Origin of the sequence: Paenibacillus sp. 19GGS1-52 (assembly GCF_022369515.1) — a bacterium.
Lineage (GTDB): Bacteria > Bacillota > Bacilli > Paenibacillales > Paenibacillaceae > Paenibacillus_AQ.
The window spans coordinates 3,005,525-3,023,385 of the sequence record NZ_CP059724.1; the positions used below are offsets into that span (position 1 = coordinate 3,005,525).

Here is a 17,861-nt window from a genome sequence, read left to right on the forward strand (position 1 = left end):
CAGGGAGGGCGATGCTGTGATGATATCGGATCAAGCTTTTATAGCAACAAATAAACTGTCACTCTGGCATTTATCCTGGCCGATTGCCGTCGAAATGCTGCTGCAATTTCTAATGGGAACGGTAGATTCGATGATGGTCAGCCGGCTCGGAGATTACGAAGTATCCGCAGTGGGCCTCTCAAACGGGATTATTACATCCGTGATGACTGTGTTTTTTCTTGTGAATGCCGGAACGGGAATTGTTGTCTCGCGGAAGTGGGGTGCAGGGAAGCAGCAAGAAGCGCGAAAGGCAACCTATATGGCTCTAAAAATTAACTTAGTTGCTGGTATAGGGATAAGCACTTTGTTATGTTTGAGTGCCGAGCCATTGCTGAAGCTGATGAAGAGTCCGCCGGAAGTGCTGCCTTACGCTACAACCTATTTGAGTATTGTTGGCGCAGGTATGCTCATAACCGTACTGAATTTAACGATATCGAGTGTGATCCGCAGTACTGGAAACACTAGAGGGACAATGTACGTGGCTATCGGCATGAACTTGATGCATTTGCTGCTCAATTATGGCTTGATATTTGGCAAGCTTGGTTTCCCGCAACTGGGATTGCAGGGGGCGGCAATATCAACAGTGGGCAGTAAATGTATTGCACTGCTATTCTGTGTGTACATCCTATATCTTACTTTTAAACCCCACCTGCATTGGCGTGAATGGCTAGGCTTTGATAAGCCGCTCTTGAAGGAAATTATGTCGATTGGTATGCCCTCCATCTTTATTTCGATGTCATGGGGTGCCTCGCAAATAGTGGTTATTTCCATTGTTTCTTCAATGGGGGCTTTACCGCTTGCTGCCTATACTTATCTCAACCTGATCCAGCAACTGCCGTTTACTATAGGTCAAGCGTTCGGCAGTGCTGTACAGATTCAGGTCGGGCAATTATATGGAGCAGGCAGATATCAAGCGGTATTCCGCAGTCCTTATGCCGGTTCCCGTGTCGGGGTTCTTGGCTCCTTCGGTGCCTCACTACTGATCTGGATCACGGCGAAGCCATTGCTCGGGCTCTTTACCTCCGATTTGGATGTGGTGCACAAGGCGTTGCCGATCTTTATGCTTTGCCTGCTGTGGCAGCCGCTGCGAATCTGGACCTTTACTTTGACCGGAGCGCTTACGGCGGTTGGCGAAGCCAAATTCGTGGCTGTTATTAGTGTGTTGGGCATGTGGATGACACAGACTGGCGGTGCCTTTCTGTTCGGGATCTCCTGCGGTTGGGGTATTCTCGGGGTATATACTGCATTCTTTGTGGATGAGGTGTTCCGTGCCGTCTGTGCTACCCTCCGCTGGCGGCAGCGGCGAATGCTGCCGCCAGCGGGAGGTGGATTGTTGCACAAGGATGAAATAATAACTAGTCTATAAAGCCGAATTTAATCCATTCGTTACTTTTACTTATGAGTGCTGGAGCATTTTAAATAGCTAGATATAGAGCGGATTTGTAATGCGGAACTGCTTGGATCTGCTGGAACGTGGCTATTTCCACCCCCTCGAAGACTTCTACATAAGCCTGGTTCACAAAGCTGTGCAGCGTCCCTTTGCGCAGGGGTGTAATCAGCAAATGAACTTCACCTGACTCTAACTCGTCCTTGACCTGCTTCAGCCCGATATTCCACGTGTGACCATATTGAATATGATCCGTCAGCAACCGATTGGCTAGATAAGCGGCGGCCACATCGCCCTCATAATCGATATGCAGGTAGATGTCGTCCACCTGTTGAGGCCAAGCTGAACTAATCTTTAGTAGCCGAGAACGCTCTGAAGGTTCGAACTGCTCCAATTCAGGCGTGTACGCCTCCAATCCGACATAATAGGTGCGAAACAGTCCTTCTTCATTAGACTTCAAGGTGCCGAGGCTTAGTGCAGGTTCTGCTGGTGGAGCCGGAAAGAGAGAAACAGCAAATTGGGCGCTTCCCGGCGAATGTAGTAGCAGTTGTCCATCCTTGGCGTAGAGGTGAAAGCCCTCGATTTCACTGTCGCCAATAACTAGGCGATCTTCACCCCACAGGGAGAGGCGGTAGGTGCGCATGGCTTCCTTGCGACTGAGAATGATAATGGTAACGCTTGCTCCATCTTCGGCTGTAATGCAGATGCTATGGCTTTTGCCTACTACTGGGGTTATTAGCCACACATCGCTGATCAGCCGAGCTGAGCCTAAGCCTGCATCAATGGATTGAATGCCGTTGGCCTGAAGGACTAGCTCTGGAGCTATTCCTTCATGAGCGTAGAAGACAATGGTTGTGTTCCCTGCAGATTCCAGCTTGGTCAGTAACTGAGCAGTAGCGCTAATGAGCTTGAGTCCCGCAAGCGGCAGGTTGAAGGGAAATACAACCCCTTGTCCATTCCGCAAAGTCATGGAGCCCACCTGCGGAAAGACTGCCGGCCCCTGTTTAGTATCTAACTCTAGTCGGAGTTCCTGGTTCTGCATTTCCAGATGATCCTGAAAGTTATTCAGGAATAGAAATCCGGAACCGCCCTGCTGGCGCAGACACCAGCGCAAACTGTCCACATCCGTACTTTCCACTTCGCTCTGTCCTTCTGGCAACACGGTGCCCATCGGGGCAAGAACATCCCCAAAGGATTCCAGGAACATCGAGATTGAACGGATACGATCGTAAGATGGGCCTACCCTGCCGAATTCACCCAATGGAGATTGGTAATCATAAGTGATTTTGGGGAGTGATGTTTCGTTGTAGTAGCTATGCTTGCCGGTAGGGTTGGAGCCGCCATGATACATATAATAGCCGAGCAGATTGCTGCCGCTAGCCAGCTTAACTAATGTCATTGCTTCTATGCTCGCTGCCGGCACATAGGGTCGGGCATTGTAGCTGACCTGCATGCCTCCAGCCATTTCGCAATAAGCTACCGGATAATCAAGCGAGTCATAGTTGACCGGTTCCGCTGGAGTACGGTGAAGATCACGATATAGGAATTCCTGACTGGGCGGTTGATTCGGAATCCATGGCGTATAGGCATAGCCGGCCAGCATTGGGAGTGTACCCTTGTGGGGTACAGCAGCACCACCCCAGGCCGTAACTGTGAAGAGAAGCGGATCGATCCCTACTTCTTCAGCCAACCTGCGCAGCTCAGCCAGATGCTCATTCCCGCCTGTGCCAATAGGCAGGTATACCCCGCTTTTATAACCCCAGGAGTCATAAGGAGCGCCACAATGCATGAATTCATTCTCCAGTTGGACCGCGATGACCGGACCTCCCTCCTGAAACAGAGAGCCTTTCATTTGTTTGGCAATTTCGCGGTATAGCTGCTTGGCCAGCTTGAGATAACCTGGATCATTGGAACGAATGTCAATCGGATATTTGAAGACCCAATCTGGAATGCCTCCGTTGCGCACTTCTCCATGACAGAAGGGACCCATTCGTAAGATCAGTGGCATTTCAAGCTTGGCACAGAGATCGATGAAATGGCGCAGATTCAAATCGCCGCCCCAGTTGAAGTGACCTTCCTCTTCCTCATGGAAATTCCAAAATATGTAGGTAGCCACGATGTGCACCCCACCGGCCTTCATCTTCAGCAATTCCTCCTCCCAATGCAAATAAGAGAAGCGGGAAAAGTGAAATTCCCCAACGATAGGAATAAAGGGGTGACCATTCTGAGTCATGTAATAATTTGTGAATCCAAAGCTGCGACCCTGCCGATTGCTGCCGCCATTTTCGCTCAACTTGCCATTAGTTATGGTTTTGTCCGGGGCATCGAGGGTATAACGAACCGTCTTGCTAACAGTATTCATCTGAAATAAAACCTCCTTGTACTAGTAATATATTTACGATATATTCTCTTACACAGATTAAAGTTGTAATCGTAATATATCCTTTATTGTAAACATATGAGCCAATAGTAAGGAAGTGTGGATGTGGCTAACAAACCGATGGATTATGCTATTGATGAGCTGCGGCCTTACGGTATTCTTGTGTCTGGACATTATGTGGAGAGCTGCCCTTATGTCATTCATCGGCCCTCAGGAAGTATAGATTGGCTACTGATGTATACTCACTCTGGTGAGGGAGAAATTTGGGTTAATGGGGAAAGAATTCTATGTCGGGAGGGGGATGTCACCATTCTACTGCCAGGCATACCCCATCATTATGGAGCGAACGGTGAGAATTGGTCATTTACTTGGGTACACTATATTCCTGATCCTGACTGGGTCCACCGTCTGCGGTTTCCGGAACGAATGGTTCGATTCATTCATATTTCCCTTCTGGAAGCAGAGCTGCAGAGAGCGTTCTTCGAGGCGCTAGAACGCATGCGGAAATATGGGGAACAAGGAATTTCAGAGTTGCCACGGCGTCTCGCGATGCTTGCTCTGGAGGAGGCGTTGCTGCTGCTGCAGATGTCTATTCCCCCTGCTAAGCAGGATCAAATAGACCCCCGTATTGCAGAGGTGTTAGCTCAGTTGCAGGAATCTTACACGGAGAAGCTGACTCTGCCTGAACTGGCTCGTCAAAGCTGTCTCTCTATTTCGCGGCTGTCCCATTTATTCAAGGAGCAGACCGGAGACAGCATCGGCAATACGATAAACAAGCTGAGGCTGGAAAAGGCCGCTGAGCTACTGATTTACACGAAACGGCAGATAGCGGAAATATCCGAAGATGTCGGCTACGAAAGCAGTGACCATTTTACCCGAATGTTTCAATCGCACTTTGACATTACCCCGGCCCGTTATAGAAAACAGAAGCTCACTCAGCCTCTTTAGCCTTTGGGAATGCTGCGATACTGCGTGGGTGAATACCCGATCATTTTTTTGAAGAGCCGTGAGAAATAATAAGGGTCGGCGATGCCGATAGCACTGCTGATTTCCTTGATACTCAGATCTGTCAGATCAAGATATTGTCCGGCACGCTGCATTTTCATCCGCAAAAAGTATTCAATGGGCGGGACTCCAGTCTCTTGATTGAAAAGATGTATCAAGTGCTGCTTCGATAATCCGGCATGATTGGCCAGATCTGGCAATTTGATGGAATCTGTCAAATGCTCATTCATAAACTGAATGGCTTGTTCTAGGTACCTTTCCCGCTTCATATCCTGTGAGGTCTGACTGGCGCCAATGCCAATGCTGGACAATAAATGGCGCATCGTCTGCGAAATATGGACATGTGTTGTTAGATTATAGGTCCTGTCGATCAACAAATCGTAGACAGGATCGAACCATTCTATAAAGCGGCCAGCGCTGCTGATGGGCAGGGTAAGTGGACCTTGATCGAGTCCGTACATGTTGATCAGGGCCAGCGTATGTCCACCTTTCAGATGAAACCAATAAATGCTCCAGGGGTCAATAGTAGAGGCACCGTAACGATGGGGTACCCCGGCAGGAATGACTAATAGCTGGTGTTCTGTGACTGGGATAGGCTCTTCACTGCCGAACTGAACCCAACCTTCACCTACAGAGCAGTAAATAAAGATATGGGAATCACAACCCTCTGGACGTTCGCGAAAATGATATTGAGCATGGGGGAAATACCCAATGTCGCTGACAAAGAGAGAGGCGGTCAGCTCACATTCACCCAGCTCCTTTATCTGATATTCAGGCAAGACAAATAACCGCTCCTGTGTGAATCCCTCCGGTTTGCGAGGGTTCTCTTTTTCCATCTCCATGTTCTGTTCCTCCTTCAGTTGTAAGCATCAATATAAGAATATAATCCATCAATTCCCGCATTTCGTCAATTGGATTCCACTTTGCCGAGCGTTATAGTAAAGCTATAAAGGCAAGGAGGAAAGCCCAATGAGTGAATTAATTGAATTGAACAACGCTAAGGTGCGCGTCTGGGAGGAACAGGTCTCCATTCCCACCTACAGCGTAGGAAAGCCAGACCGCAATCCGATGTTTTTGGAGAAACGGGTGTATCAGGGCAGCTCTGGCCGCGTCTATCCGCATCCGGTTATTGAGAGTATCTCCAATGAGAAGATCGCGCAGAATTATAAGCTGGTCATCCTTGAGAATGAATATGTCCGCATCGAGATTATGCCGGAGATTGGTGGCCGTATTTACCGAGCGTTGGACAAGACTAACAACTATGATTTCGTCTACTATAATCGGGTAATCAAGCCTGCACTGGTAGGTCTGGCTGGACCGTGGATTTCAGGTGGCATTGAATTCAACTGGCCGCAGCATCACCGTCCGAACACCTTCGGACCCGTGGAGTACCGCTATGATGAGAATGCGGATGGAAGTGCTACGGTATGGGTCAGCGAGATTGACCGGATGTATGGTACAAAGGTTACGGCAGGTTTTAGTCTCTATCCAGGTAAAGCCTATCTGGAGATTAAAGCCCAGCTATACAATCGCACGCCTGAGCCACAAACCTTTCTCTGGTGGGCTAACCCAGCGGTGGCAGTTAATGATCATACCCAGTCGGTATTTCCGCCAGATGTTACTGCTGTGTTCGACCACGGCAAACGCGATGTGTCGCGATTCCCGATTGCAACAGGCACCTATTACAAGATGGATTACTCTGAAGGTGTAGATATCTCCCGTTACAAGAACATTCCTGTACCTACTTCCTACATGGCTTATAAATCGGAATACAACTTTGTCGGAGGTTATGACCATGGCGTAAATGCAGGTCTGCTGCATGTCGCCAATCACCATATTTCACCAGGCAAAAAGCAATGGACCTGGGGCAACGGAGAATTCGGCCAAGCCTGGGACCGCCAGCTTACGGACGAGGACGGACCGTACATTGAGCTGATGACCGGCGTATATACAGATAACCAACCAGATTTCTCCTGGTTGCAGCCTTATGAAGAAAAGACCTTTACCCAATATTTTATGCCCTATAAAAATATTGGCGTCGTCAAGAATGCTTCCATTGAAGTTGCTGTCAATCTGGAGGTTGACGAGAATACGCGTGAAGCGCGTGTACTAGTCTACACAACCTCTTTAATGGAGGGTGCGGTTGTAGAACTGCGTGGAAGTCAACAAGTATACCTGTTGGAAACGGTCACCCTTTCGCCAACACTAACGTTTCGTTCAGTCCTTACACTGAACGAAATTGACCAGCCGCATGATCTGTCATTGTCCGTACGTGCTACCGATGGTCGCCTGCTGATCACTTATCAGTCGAAGCGTCCGGAGATCGAGCAGGTGCCGGAGGCGGCCAAGCCGCTTGCCGAACCGGAAGAGCTGCAGACCACAGAAGAGCTGTATCTAGCGGGTTTGCATCTGGAGCAATACCGGCATGCGACATTTGAACCTGAAGCTTATTATCTGGAAGGCCTAAAGCGAAGTCCTGGCGATATCCGCATTAATGTAGCCTATGGAACCTTGCTGCTGCGCCGGGGTCTCTTCACCGAGAGCGACAAGCATTTCCGTCGAGCGATCAAGACGATGACCTGGCGTAATACAAACCCGTATGACAGCGAAGCTTATTATCAGCTGGGCGTTTCGCTAAAGCTGCAAGGGCGTTTGGATGAAGCTTTTGCCGCATTCTACAAAGCGGTTTGGTCGGTTGCGTGGCAAGATGCCGGATACTTCTCACTGGCTCAGATCGCTAGCGAAAGAGGTTCGTATGATGAAGCGCTGGAGCTCGCAGAGCGCTCCCTGATCCGCAATGCCCGGAACTATAAGGCCCGTAATTTGAAGACCGCGATGTTGCGCAAGCTAGGTCTCGCTGCACAGGCGAAGGATTTCGCTACAGAGACACTTGGACTGGATGTCGCTGACTTTGGTGCCTATAACGAGCAGGCACTGGCGCTAGTGGAGTTAGGCGATACTGCTGCGGCTGAAGCTGTATGGAGTGAGCTGTCACGGCTGATGCGTGGAGACGCGCACAACTATCTGAATCTGCTGGCTGACTATGCCGGTTGTGGCTTGGTCGAAGAGGCGATTGCCGTGGCTGTGCACCTCGTACAGCAGGGCGTCGCAGTTTACCCGATGCTGCATTATGCACTTGGCGAATTGTATGATCGTGCCGGAGAGCATGACAAGGCTGCTGAACAACGTGCGGCAGGACAGCAAGCTGATCCGACCTATTGTTTCCCAAGCAGCCTGTTCGAACTGCAAGTGCTGGAGCAAGCGGTGGAGGCACAGCCAGAGGATGCAATGGCGCTGTATTATTTGGGCAACCTCTGCTATGACAAGAAACGCTCGGAGGATGCTATTTCGTACTGGGAGGCGTCCCGTGCAGTCCGCGACGATTTTGCCACAGTCCATCGCAATCTGGCCTTGGCATATTTCAACAAACGTAACAATGCTGAAGCGGCGTTGGTTTCACTGGAAAGAGCTTTCGATTGCGATCAGGAAGATGCGCGCGTACTATTCGAACTGGATCAGCTGTATAAGAAGCTGGCTTATTCTGCAGGACGGAGACTGGCGAAGCTGGAGCAATTCCACACTCTGGTCGAAGAGCGGGATGATCTCTACGTTGAATATGTGACGCTGCTGAATAGTCTGGGGCGTTATGAGACTGCGGTCGAAGCGCTGGAGAGCCGCAACTTCCATCCTTGGGAAGGTGGGGAAGGCAAGGTTACCGGCCAATATAAGCTTGCTCATGTCGAGCTAGGGAAGCAGTCACTTAAGGAGGACCGCTACGCTGAAGCGGTGACGTTGCTGCAGCAGGCGCTAGTGTATCCGCATAACTTGGGCGAAGGCAATCTGGCCGGTGCCCAGGAGAACAATATTAATTACTATCTGGGCTGCGCTTATGAAGCGCTGGAGAAACACGATGAAGCGCAGGAAAGCTTTGCGCTGGCCTCGCAAGGTCTGGAGGAACCAGCTAGTGCGATGTTCTATAACGATCAGCCGCCGGATATGATTTTTTACCAGGGGATGGCTTGGTTGAAGCTCAACAATGATAAAGAAGCGAAGCGTCGTTTCAATAAATTGATCGACTTCGCTGAGAAGAATTTGTTCGCCACGGTCAAGATTGACTATTTCGCGGTCTCACTGCCTGACTTCCTCGTCTTCGAGGATGACTTGAATCGTCGTAATGAAGTTCACTGCCGCTACATGCGGGGATTAGGTCTGCTGGGACTTGGCCATCTGGAGGCGTCTGTTCAGGAGCTGGAGCATGCGTTGGTCTTGGAGCCGAATCATCAGGGAGCGGCCATTCATCGAAAGGGTGTTTTATAAGTATGAGCAGCCGGCAAACACTTGCATTGGACCAAGGCTGGGGATTTCAGGCCGATTTGGGAATAGCGGGCTTGCGGGAAGAATGGGCCAGTAAAGAACTGCCGAATCCGCGTTCGGTTAAGGTTCCGCATACGTGGAACGTGGAAGAGGGTCTGGAAGAATTCCGGGGCATGGGGTGGTACGAATACCGTTTGCAGGTACCAGAGGCTTGGGAGCAGCGGCGTGTCTGCATACGGTTTGAAGCGGTGTACAGAGATGCGACCTTGTGGCTGAATGGGGAGAAGGTAGGAGGGCATTATCATTCCGGTTATACCTCCTTTGTCCTTGATCTGACGAAGCTTATAAGGCATGGACAAGAGAATGTGCTGACCCTCTTAGTAGACAATTCCAACAGCGAAGTGGCACTTCCCCGCGGGAACAGCTTTGATTGGGCGGATGATGGCGGCATTATTCGGGGAGTATCGCTTATTGTGAGTGGTGCTGCCGTCATTCAGCAGCTCAAGGTAAATGCAATTCCACGGTTCGGGACTAATCCCGCAGAGCCAGTGTCCGGGATCGTTAACGCCGAACTGAGTCTTTGCAATGGTTCTAGCGGTTCTGAAGTAGCAGATCCATTGACTGCACAGGTTGCGATTACTCGGCAAGGAAAGACGCTATGGAGCGTTGTACTTCCGGTCGTACGAGAAGCTTTAAGTATACAGACCGGAGAAATTACGCTAGATACTGTTGATCTGTGGCATTTTGACCATCCGCATCTGTATGAGCTTAAGGTTACACTGTGGAATAACGGAGTGGCTGAAGATGAGCAGACCGTCAGCTTTGGTTTTCGGGAGATTAAGCCGGTAGGGCATGAGCTGTGGCTCAACCGTGAACGAGTCAGGCTGATCGGAGTGGAGTGGATGCCTGGCTCTAACCCAGAGAGTGGAATGGCTGAATCAGAAGAGCAGCTTATCAGACAGCTTGTACGGTTAAAAGAAGCCAACTGTGTATTTACCCGCTTTCATTGGCAGCAGGATAGGAAGCTGCTGGACTGGTGTGACCGCAACGGTATTCTTGTACAGGAGGAAATACCGCATTGGCAACAGCCGGAGCAACCGGATGAGGCCTTACTAGCCATCGCACTTATGCAGGCGGAGGAAATGATTGGAGATCATTATAACCATCCCTGCATCTTCGCCTGGGGCATGGGGAATGAGCTTGATGGACATTCTCCACAGACAGCGGATTATATGATGAAATTTAAGGAAGCGATACTTAAGTTTGATCCGCACCGGATGATCAACTATGTCAGCAATACGCTGCAGCTTGATCCCGAAAAGGATGCCACAGGTAAAGGTGATCTGCTGATATGGAACGATTATATAGGGACTTGGCATGGTGACATGAACGAGCATGAAGTGATCCAGAGTATTCTTAAAGCCTACCCCGACAAACCGCTGGTTGTGGCCGAATATGGATTATGCGAGCCTGTGTTCGAAGGAGGAGATCCCCGGCGAATTCAGATTCTGCGCGACAAAACGGAGCTTTATCGCCAGTATGAACCATTTGCTGCGCTGATCTACTTCAGTCTGAACGATTACCGCACACAGATGGGGGAAGATAGAACGGGCAGGCTGCGCCAGCGCGTGCATGGGACGCTGGATGTATATGGCGCCGAGAAACCATCCTATGCAGCGCTACGGAAAGTATCCTCTCCGGTGTTATTAACATCGGCAGAGCGAACCACTGACGGAAATCTCAAGCTGGTGCTTGCCTGCCGCGCCGATATACCCGGCTATACGATTTCCGGGTATAAGCTGAAAGCAGAGTTAGAGGGAATAAATGAACCGTTGACGGCGGAGATTCCGCGGCTTGTCCCGGGTCAGACAGCAGAACTGCTGCTTGGACTGCCGTCAACAGTCTCCGCTTCACCTCAGCGGCTTACCGTGACGGTCATTAGACCAACTGGGTACAGTGTGTGCACAGAAGAGTTTAAGCTTTAGAATAGCAGGTGATCATAGCATACCAAAGCTTAGCCCAGCTCCCAGCATCATCGATGTGGACGGAGCTGGGTTATTGCTATGCTAATATGCAATACCGCAAATTTAACAAACGACAGGAGTTTTCCGTAATATATTGACAGCAAATTTGAGTTTATGTTATATAAAAGGTAGAATTAGCACTCAGGCTAATGGAGTGCTAATGTGTCTGTGTTGGACAAGATGTTCATTTTGAAGGGAGATCTATTTATTCATGGCTAAAAAAGAATTTAAAGCAGAATCGAAAAGAATGCTGGAAATGATGATTAACTCCATTTATACGCAAAAGGAAATTTTCCTGCGGGAGCTGATCTCAAATGCCAGTGATGCGATTGACAAAATCTATTACAAAGCACTGTCTGATGAAGGATTGGTGTTCAATAAAGAGGATTATTACGTTAAAGTAACTGTGGATAAAGCCAGCAGAACCTTGACGATCTCTGATACGGGTATTGGTATGACCGAAGAAGAGATGGAGAGTAATCTCGGAATTATCGCGAGAAGCGGCTCACTAGCCTTCAAGAATGAGAACGAGGCTAAAGACGGCCACGATATCATCGGACAGTTCGGGGTAGGTTTCTATTCCGCTTTTATGGTGGCAGATGATGTTGTTGTCATCAGTAAAGCCCTGGGCAGTGACAAGGCGTTCAAATGGGAATCCTTAGGCGCAGACGGCTACACCATTGAGCCCTACGAGAAGGAAACGGTCGGCACCGAGGTTATTTTGACTATTAAAGAGAACACCGAAGATGAACAATACGATGATTATCTGGAAGAGTACCGCTTGAAATCCATTATCAAAAAATATTCCGATTTCATCCGTTTCCCGATCAAGATGGACGTTACCGGTAGCCAACCTAAAGAAGGCAGCGAGACGGAATTCGAGGAAGTTGTCGAAGAACAAACCGTGAACAGCATGGTGCCAATCTGGCGCAAAAATAAGAACGAGCTCACCACTGAAGATTATGATAACTTCTATGCTGAGAAACGTTATGGCTATGACAAACCGTTGAAGCATATTCATATCAGTGCCGATGGCGCGGTAGAGTATAATGCGATTCTCTTTATTCCGGAAAGCACGCCGTATGATTACTATACGAAGGAATATGAGAAGGGCTTAGAGCTGTATTCCAATGGCGTTCTGATCATGAGCAAGAGTGCGGACCTGTTGCCTGACTATTTTAGCTTTGTCAAAGGGATGGTAGATTCTTCCGATCTTTCCCTGAACATCTCCCGCGAAATGCTGCAGCATGACCGCCAGCTGACACTGATCGCCAAGAACATCAAGAACAAGATTAAGAGCCAACTGCAAAGTCTGCTGAAGGATGAAAGAGATAAATATGAGTTGTTCTACAAAGCTTTTGGCAGACAGCTGAAATTTGGCGTATACAACGATTATGGCATCAATAAAGAAACGCTGCAGGACCTGCTAATGTTCTACTCCTCCACTGAGAAGAAGCTTGTTACCTTGGATGAGTACATTGCCAGAATGCCTGAAGAGCAGAAATTCATCTATTATGCCTCCGGTGAATCGGTTGAACGCATCGAGAAGCTGCCGCAAACCGAAATCGTGGCGGATAAGGGCTATGAGATGCTGTACCTGACGGATGATATTGATGAGTTCGCGATCAAAGTCATTGCGACGTATAAAGAGAAGGAATTCAAATCGGTATCCAGCGGCGACCTCGGCATTGAAGCGGATGAGAGTGAGAAGCCTACAGAAGCGGAAGAAAGCGAGAATAAAGAGCTTTTTGAAGCGATGAAGGGCATTCTGTCCGGTAAAGTGAAGAACGTTAAAGCCTCCAAGCGACTGAAGACACATCCAGTGTGTCTGTCCACTGAAGGTGAGCTGACCATCGAGATGGAGAAAATATTAAAATCCATGTCTACCGGCCAAGATGTGCAAGCAGACAAGGTGTTGGAAATCAACATCAACCATGAAGTATTCCACTCCTTGAAGGCTGCTGCAGAAACAGATCAAGAGAAATTGAGCCTCTATACACATTTGCTGTATAACCAGGCACTATTGATCGAAGGTCTGCAGGTCAGTGACCCTGTACAATTCACTAATGATATTTGCAAAATCATGGTCTAAACCGGCGCATTAGCCGACTTACATCCATGAGCAACATAAATACCCCGCGACTGGTGCAAATGACCAGGGCGGGGTATTTTTTTCGGGAATTTATATTTCGTAATTATGCTCTGAGTCCGCTTACCGTTAGATCTGAAAGCTCTCGATAAACTTGGTAGCGAGCGTTGACAAATATTTGTGCTTGATCCAGACTGCGGCCACACGGGTATGCAGCGCTTCGCACCTGATTTCTTTATAGACCAGATTGCCATGGTTAGCCAGCTCGAAGGCAGATTTGGGAATAATTCCGATGCCAAGTCCAGCATTTGCCCAGAGCAGCGTAGTGCGCGCATCATCATTCATACAGAAGACAAGTGGTTCGAAGCCATGCTCCAGACAGGTCTCACGAATGAGCTGCTCGAACCGGCGGTAGATAATAAGCGGCTTATCTTGCAGCTCCCCGAGGTCAATGCTAGTATCGCTCGGATTCCAGTCATAATCTGGGGTCATTACGGCAATCATAGGTTCGGAATTGATGTAACGACATTCCAGATTGCTAGTATTAAAAGGGGTGCGGACAATGCCGATTTCGACAATGCCTTTGTTCAGCAGGTCGATGATCATAAAGGTATTCCCCTCATGGATTTCAAAAGTAACGCCTAAATAGTTCTTATGGAACTCGCCCAGCCGATCTTGCAGCAATGTAGCTCCAGAAGAGGACACGGTGCCAATCGAAAGACTCCCCTTCAGCCCTTTCACAAAATCATTAATTTCTCTAGTGGTCGAATCGGTCAATTCAAGGATTTGCTGTGCTCGATTGCGCAAAATAATGCCGGCATCTGTCAATTGCACGCTGCGAGCCCCCCGTTCAACCAGCTTTACCCCAAGCTCTTCCTCCAGCAGCTTAAGCTGCTGACTGAGCGGGGGTTGGGCCATTTGCAGCTTCCGCGCAGCTGAAGTAATTTGTCCTTCCTCAGCGATGGCCAGAAAATATCTGAGTTGTCTGATATCCATACAAAAACCTCCGAATTTGGTATATGCTATTCATATCGGAATGAGACGAATCCAATATTATTAATATGAAAGAAGATATGACATAATCATAACGGGTCTTGTACATAAATCAAATTGTTACATAAACTTTAGGTTGGGTGTGGATAACTTTGCTGAAAATTGCCGTATTCTTAAAGCCTTACAGAAAAGAAGCTATTATTGGTCCAATATTCAAGCTGTTCGAAGCTATTCTGGAATTGCTGCTGCCGACGATCGTGGCCCTGATTATTAACAATGGCATTGGCAAACATGATTCGGCGTATGTGTATCGCATGGGAGGTCTCATGGTGCTGATGTCCATATTGGGCTTTGGCTGTTCCATGGTCTGCCAGTTCTTCGCGGCTCGGGCTTCGCAGGGCTTTGGTACAACGCTGCGGAATAAAATGTTCCAGCACATCTCCTCTTTTTCGTACGCTGAACTGGATATCTTTGGAACGCCAACGTTGATTAACCGAATAACGAACGATGTTAACCAGCTGCAGTTGGCCGTGGCGATGTTGATTCGGCTAGTAATCCGCGCTCCTTTTATCTTTATCGGGGCCATTATCATGTCGATGATACTGGATTTTCGGCTGTCCCTGGTTTTGTTGGCCGCAACCCCGGTGTTTGCACTTATTTTATACTTTATTATCACTCGTACCTCACCAATGTACCGCAAGTATCAACAGAAGCTGGATCAGCTTGCGGTCGTGCTGAGCGAGAATCTATCCGGGATTAGGGTTATTCGTGCCTTCGCGAAGAGCCGTGAGGAGAGAGCACGCTTTAATGAGGCTTCCGAAGATTTGACCGCAACGGCTATTCGGGTCAGCCGCATTTCTGCATGGCTAGGTCCGTTGACTACATTAGTCGTGAATGCCGCCATCATCGCTATTCTATGGGTTGGTGGGATTCACATTGATGGAGGACGGCTTTCACAGGGTGAGATTATTGCTTTTATCAATTACATCACCCAAATTCTGCTGGCGTTGATCGTGGTTTCAAATCTGGTCATTATTTTTACCAAAGCCGCTTCCTCAGCGAACCGTGTGAATGAGGTACTGGCTGTTGCAGCCTCCGTTTCCGATAAGGGAAATGCGGTCTTGGGTATGCTGGATAAGGCGGTTCCAGTCATTTCATTTGACCATGTATCCTTTGGTTATAACACTACTGGTGAACTGGCGCTGAATGATATCTCCGTTGTGATTAACCGTGGGGAGACGGTCGGACTAATCGGCAGTACGGGTTCAGGCAAGTCTACTTTTGTAAACCTAATTCCCCGCTTCTATGATGCTGTGAAAGGTGACATTTACGTCGAGGGTGTTAACGTGAAAGATTATCCGCTGCAGCAATTGCGCGGGGAAATCGGGATTGTTCCGCAAAAAGCAGTGCTGTTTACCGGTTCAATAGCCGACAATATCCGCTGGGGCAAGGAGGATGCTACGGATGACGAGCTCAAGCTGGCCTTGTCTGTAGCACAGGCGGAGGAATTTGTTCAAAAGCTTCCTGAAGGTTTGGCGACAGAAGTCTCCCGTGGAGGAACAAATTTATCTGGTGGACAGAAACAGCGTTTGACGATTGCCCGTGCAGTGGTTGGTCAGCCGCAGGTTCTGATCCTAGACGACTCCTCAAGCGCATTAGACTTTGCAACCGATGCGGCGCTTCGGCGGGCACTGCAGCAGAGCAGCAAGGAAATGACGGTGCTTCTAGTATCCCAACGGGTCAGCACGGTGCGGCAAGCGGATAAAATATTGGTGTTTGAGGAAGGACGGATTGCTGGCGTTGGGACCCATGAGGAACTGATGATCAGCTGTGTGGAGTACAAGGAAATCTGTCTGTCGCAGCTATCCAGTGAGGAGTCGGGACAATGAATAATAAAGATACCTGGAAAAGAGTCTTAGGTTATACCGGGCAATATAAAAATATAGCTGTAGGGGCAGTGATCTGCGCTCTACTTAGTGTGATTGCCAGCTTGATTGGCCCGTTGCTCATCGGCCGAGCAGTAGACCATATGATAGGACCAGGTCAGGTAGACTTCACAGCTGTGCTCAAGCTGCTTGTTATATTGGCTGTTGTTTATGTAGTAGGCAGCTTGTTCAGCTGGCTGCTTACGTATTATACAAATCGGATTGCTTACCGGACAGTGTATGAACTTCGGCGCCAGCTTTTTGACAAATTGAATGTCTTACCATTGAAGTTCCACGATAATCACCCGCAAGGGGACAGCATCAGCCGCTTTGTGAATGATATGGATGCAGTCTCAGACGGGCTGCTGCAAGGCTTCTCCACGCTGCTAACGGGTGTAGTGACTATCGCAGGTGCGATCGGACTTATGCTCTACATCAGCCCGCTGATGACGGTGGTTGTGCTGTTATCGGCTCCGGCCACTTTTTTTGTGGCCCGCTTTATTACTATGCGCTCGCAAGCGCTGTTCCGCGAACAAGCCAAGATTCTGGGCGGACTAAACGGATACGTGGAAGAGATGATCGGTGGACAAAAGGTAGTGCAGGCTTATCACTACGAAGATCGTGCCTATACACGTTTCGTGGAACGGAATGAGACCTTATACCAAACGGGTGTGAAATCGCAGTTCTACGGCTCCTTGTCGAATCCGACGACTCGTCTGGTCAACAATATTACCTTCTCCGTCATTGCTATGATTGGCAGTGTATTGGTTATTATGAACCATTTGACGGTAGGGGATCTGTCCAGCTTTCTGATCTATTCGAATCTGTTCGCCAAGCCTTTTAATGAAATTACCGGAGTGATTACGCAGTTGCAATCCGCAACGGCTTCAGCGCAGCGTATTTTCAGTATCCTTGATCTGCCCCCAGAACGCCCTGAACCTAAATCGGCGTTGCAGCTGGAATCGAGCCAAGGCACAATCCGGTTTGACAAGGTGAAGTTTGCTTACAATCCGGAGCGCCCGCTGATTACTGGATTCAGCTTGGAAGTGAAGTCAGGGACGCGCGTGGCGATTGTCGGACAGACTGGCGCTGGCAAGACAACACTGGTCAATCTGCTGATGCGTTTTTATGAAGTGGATAGTGGTTCGATCTCCATAGATGGAATAGATATCACCACCCTAACCCGTGACAGTCTGCGGCGTAATTTCGGAATGGTGCTGCAGGATACGTGGCTTTTTGGAGGCAGCATTAGAGAGAATATAGCTTACGGCAAGCCTGAAGCGACAGAGCAGGAAGTCATTGCCGCCGCCAAAGCAGCCAATGCGCACAGCTTTATCAAACGCCTGCCGGACGGCTATGCGACGAAGATTACCGGCTCGGGCGATAATCTGTCGCAGGGACAGAAACAGTTGCTAACGATAGCACGTGTCATGCTCGCCGATCCACCGATGCTGATCCTGGATGAAGCCACTAGTAGCATCGATACACTAACAGAATTACGCATTCAGAAGGCTTTTCTGACCATGATCGCTGGGCGCACCAGCTTTGTGATCGCCCACCGGCTCTCGACGATCCGCGAATCGGATCTGATTCTCTTTATGAAGGACGGGGATATCGTGGAGAGTGGTACTCATGATGGGCTGCTGGAGAGCGGCGGGTATTATGCTCGGTTGTATAACAGCCAATTTGCAGCTGTATAGCTGCA

The 17,861-nt window shown here is 49.0% G+C and carries 10 protein-coding genes; 7 read left to right on the forward strand and 3 right to left on the reverse strand.

The features are described from left to right. The first annotated feature begins 19 nt into the window (after positions 1–19). Positions 20–1,405: an MATE family efflux transporter gene (locus tag H1230_RS14200; protein ID WP_239717321.1), complete on the forward strand. Its 1,386-nt coding sequence runs from the start codon at positions 20–22 to the stop codon at positions 1,403–1,405. A gap of 49 nt (positions 1,406–1,454) precedes the next feature. Here H1230_RS14200 and H1230_RS14205 read toward each other — a convergent pair whose 3' ends face one another. Next, positions 1,455–3,788 (reverse strand): beta-galactosidase, encoded by a 2,334-nt coding sequence (locus H1230_RS14205; RefSeq protein ID WP_239716335.1) that lies wholly within the window; start codon positions 3,786–3,788, stop codon positions 1,455–1,457. Positions 3,789–3,911: 123 nt separating this feature from the next. Here H1230_RS14205 and H1230_RS14210 point away from each other — a divergent pair, with 123 nt between their 5' ends. Continuing rightward, positions 3,912–4,754 carry a helix-turn-helix domain-containing protein gene (locus H1230_RS14210; protein ID WP_239716337.1) on the forward strand — a complete coding sequence of 281 codons (843 nt, stop codon included), beginning with the start codon at positions 3,912–3,914 and terminating at the stop codon, positions 4,752–4,754. Here H1230_RS14210 and H1230_RS14215 read toward each other — a convergent pair. After that, a complete protein-coding gene (locus H1230_RS14215) occupies positions 4,751–5,653 on the reverse strand; it encodes an AraC family transcriptional regulator (protein ID WP_345773421.1) in 903 nt (300 codons plus the stop codon). The two genes, H1230_RS14210 and H1230_RS14215, sit on opposite strands and share 4 nt — an antisense overlap. A gap of 127 nt (positions 5,654–5,780) precedes the next feature. Here H1230_RS14215 and H1230_RS14220 point away from each other — a divergent pair, with 127 nt between their 5' ends. The 3 genes from H1230_RS14220 (at position 5,781) to htpG (ending at position 13,241) form a co-directional block, all read left to right on the forward strand. Next, entirely contained in the window at positions 5,781–9,128 is a 3,348-nt protein-coding gene (locus H1230_RS14220) for a DUF5107 domain-containing protein (protein ID WP_239716339.1), read from the forward strand. A gap of 2 nt (positions 9,129–9,130) precedes the next feature. Beyond that, positions 9,131–11,110: a glycoside hydrolase family 2 protein gene (locus H1230_RS14225; protein WP_239716341.1), complete on the forward strand. Its 1,980-nt coding sequence runs from the start codon at positions 9,131–9,133 to the stop codon at positions 11,108–11,110. Positions 11,111–11,360: 250 nt separating this feature from the next. Further along, complete coding sequence (gene htpG / locus H1230_RS14230; protein WP_239716343.1) at positions 11,361–13,241, forward strand: molecular chaperone HtpG; 1,881 nt, start codon at positions 11,361–11,363, stop codon at positions 13,239–13,241. Positions 13,242–13,367: 126 nt separating this feature from the next. Here the strand turns inward: htpG and H1230_RS14235 are convergent, their stop codons facing one another. Further along, positions 13,368–14,234, reverse strand: coding sequence for a LysR family transcriptional regulator (locus H1230_RS14235; protein WP_239716345.1), 867 nt, complete (start codon positions 14,232–14,234; stop codon positions 13,368–13,370). 149 nt (positions 14,235–14,383) lie between these two features. Between H1230_RS14235 and H1230_RS14240 the strand changes: the two genes are divergently transcribed. Both H1230_RS14240 and H1230_RS14245 read left to right on the forward strand, forming a co-directional pair. Then, the gene (locus tag H1230_RS14240) at positions 14,384–16,120 is read left to right on the forward strand and encodes an ABC transporter ATP-binding protein (RefSeq protein ID WP_239716347.1); all 1,737 of its coding nucleotides are present in this window, start codon (positions 14,384–14,386) and stop codon (positions 16,118–16,120) included. Beyond that, positions 16,117–17,856, forward strand: coding sequence for an ABC transporter ATP-binding protein (locus H1230_RS14245; protein WP_239716349.1), 1,740 nt, complete (start codon positions 16,117–16,119; stop codon positions 17,854–17,856). The genes H1230_RS14240 and H1230_RS14245 overlap by 4 nt, the downstream gene beginning before the upstream one ends. Positions 17,857–17,861 lie beyond the last annotated feature (5 nt).